This window comes from Xenorhabdus yunnanensis (assembly GCF_028598805.1).
Lineage (GTDB): Bacteria > Pseudomonadota > Gammaproteobacteria > Enterobacterales > Enterobacteriaceae > Xenorhabdus > Xenorhabdus yunnanensis.
Genome location: NZ_JAQRFI010000154.1, coordinates 1 through 1,545 on the forward strand (window position 1 = coordinate 1; position 1,545 = coordinate 1,545).

Genomic DNA, 1,545 nt, shown 5'->3' on the forward strand with positions numbered 1-1,545 from the left:
ATTTTACATTGGTCAGACTGGCGACGACGGCATCAATACCGGGCGCAACAATGTCACTACCGCCGCCGGGGAGATCATCGGCTTACAGAGCAATTACGGCTGTAGTACTAAAGGTAGTTATCAGCCTGCAGGCAATTACGCCGCTCGCGGGGAAAGCTACACAAAAAGGGAGTCTGATGATAAATATCAGCCACGTGGGAATTATCAACCAGCCGGAAGTTATCAACCCAAAGGGAATTACCAGCCTGCCGGGAATTATGCGGTTAGGGGAGAATGTTATACCAGAGGGGAGAGTGATAGCCGATATCTCAAATCCAGAGGGGGAACAACGCTTGTTTATAACGGATCGGGGATTACTGATGGTCAAGCTGCATCACTCAGCCAAGATTGCAGGGGGCGTTTTATGTTTTTTCAAGATACAGACGGTCATTATACTACGTTGGCGATTTTTCCCGAAGACGGGGCAACTATGGGGGTTACATCTGGAAGTAGCGGATATGCGCATTTGCGATTAGAAAATAATGGCAGAACATTACGGTGTGTATATCAAGGGAATAACGCCAAAGTATCCAAGGTATGGGTTCTCTGAATTATATAAAACTTGCCTGTTAGTTTTCCGAGAATAAAAAAAGTTATTGTAAACTGTTTTTGTATTTTTTAAGGAACTATAAATTCTTATTCAAGTCTATTTGTACATTACTTGCCAGTTAAATATGATGCTTTATTAATTGTGAAATAAATTTTATTAGTTGTTTTCTTGGTGTTGAATATCATTTTTATGTTATAAAATGTGACGCATGAATGTCTAATCTATTCATTGAGAAACAACTAAATAGATTCTTCCGTATTGATAAACCGAATTATTGATGTTTATAGGCGGAAATGACCAACCGCCTTCATATTATTTAGCAATGTACTTTGTTGATTAAATGAGGGTTAAATATGAATACTCAAGATAGCAAACCTGATAAGGCACCGAAAAAAGATAATGTGTTTCCTGATATCCCAATCAGGGAAAAACAAATTGCCACATTAAGCCAAGCTGAAAGCGGTGTCAGTAATATCTTTGGCTTTGGCTATTCACATGCCAATTTTTTCAACAGCCACTTCGGAGCCTAATACCATGACAAAAACATTTAAAGTGCCCTTTGCAGCTCAGGGAGATAGATTTTCTATTCCTGATGAAGTTCAAGCTGATGGTGCTGTTTCCTATGCACAAGGTTATGGTAGTGGATATGGACTTGATCCAAACGAAGATCCCACCGCAATGAATATTGAACGTGAAAAGATGAACGGCATTTTTCACGATATCACCGAAGCCGTAGGGGAAATGCAGACCTTTGGTGCTGCTCAATGGAACAGCGATGCACAGCCTTACCCTCTGGGAGCGTTGGTCTATCACAAACAAAAAATTTGGCAATCCCACATTGATAATAATACTACAGCCGTAATTGCTCTGTAAGCCGATGATCTCCCCGGCGGCGGTAGTGACATTGTTGCGCCCGGTATTGATGCCGTCGTCGCCAGTCTGACCAATGTAAAATC

At 41.3% G+C, this 1,545-nt stretch carries 2 protein-coding genes and 1 pseudogene; all 3 read left to right on the forward strand.

Translation table 11 applies throughout. From position 1 onward, the window contains the following. Positions 1-589 (forward strand): annotated as a pseudogene (locus tag PSI23_RS21330) (hypothetical protein); the annotation flags it as partial. Between the two features lie 353 nt (positions 590-942). After that, complete coding sequence (locus tag PSI23_RS21335; RefSeq protein ID WP_273556953.1) at positions 943-1,119, forward strand: hypothetical protein; 177 nt, start codon at positions 943-945, stop codon at positions 1,117-1,119. Between the two features lie 4 nt (positions 1,120-1,123). Continuing rightward, a complete protein-coding gene (locus tag PSI23_RS21340) occupies positions 1,124-1,462 on the forward strand; it encodes a hypothetical protein (protein WP_273556954.1) in 339 nt (112 codons plus the stop codon). The last annotated feature ends 83 nt before the right edge of the window (positions 1,463-1,545 follow it).

Bases quoted from the DNA above. Each gene is read 5' to 3' on its own strand.
- PSI23_RS21335 (WP_273556953.1), top strand. From the start codon at position 943: ATGAATACTCAAGATAGCAAACCTGATAAGGCACCGAAAAAAGATAAT.
- PSI23_RS21340 (WP_273556954.1), top strand. From the start codon at position 1,124: ATGACAAAAACATTTAAAGTGCCCTTTGCAGCTCAGGGAGATAGATTT.